Here is a 671-nt window from a genome sequence, read left to right as displayed (position 1 = left end):
AATGTTCTTCGAAAACGTCAGCTAAATGGTTGCCAATTATTTCAGCAGAACGACCTTCAATGTGATGTCTTTCTACAAAGTGAACAAGCTCACCATCTTTGAATAACGCCACTGATGGAGATGAAGGAGGGAAGGGTAAATGAAATTCACGAACCTTCGATGTTGCCTCAATATCACCACCTGCAAAAACAGTAGTTAAATTATCGGGTTGTTTGTCTGAAAGCTTAAGCGCCATCTTCACACCAGGTCTTGCTGTGCCTGCCGCGCAACCACACACTGAGTTTATTACCACTAGGCTTGTGCCTTTGTGATCAGATAAATGTTCTTCAACAGCTTCTGCAGATTTTAACTCAGTGAAACCAGCTTCAGTCAATTCTTGTCTAAATGGGACTAATAAATGTTCTGGGTACATATCTTATAATTTTTAATTTTTCTTTCGATTACATGAAGCCTAATTCCAATCTGGCTTCTTCAGACATCATGTCTTGAGTATATGGAGGATCAAATGTAAGTTCTATTTCCACATCGCTAACCCCTTCAATTTCCTTTATTCTCTGTTTGGCCTCTTCGGGAATTACTTCTGCGGCTGGGCATGAAGGAGAAGTCAAGGTCATTAATACGTAAACATTGTTAACCGGAAATACATTGATCTCGTAAATCAGGCCTAGTTC

2 protein-coding genes are annotated in these 671 nt (G+C 39.9%); both read right to left on the bottom strand.

Features of this window, described 5'->3' with window-relative positions; all coding sequences use genetic code 11:
* A partial coding sequence (locus tag JXQ92_RS19310; protein ID WP_421988291.1) for a BrxA/BrxB family bacilliredoxin occupies positions 1 to 412 on the bottom strand: 412 nt, incomplete at its 3' end.
* A gap of 28 nt (positions 413 to 440) precedes the next feature.
* The coding region (locus JXQ92_RS19305; protein ID WP_421988290.1) for an iron-sulfur cluster assembly protein at positions 441 to 671 on the bottom strand (231 nt) is incomplete at its 5' end.

The sequence above is a fragment of the Roseivirga sp. genome, from assembly GCF_049099775.1.
In the GTDB taxonomy this organism is placed as follows: domain Bacteria; phylum Bacteroidota; class Bacteroidia; order Cytophagales; family Cyclobacteriaceae; genus Roseivirga.
This window is presented reverse-complemented; position numbering and strand designations above follow the sequence as displayed.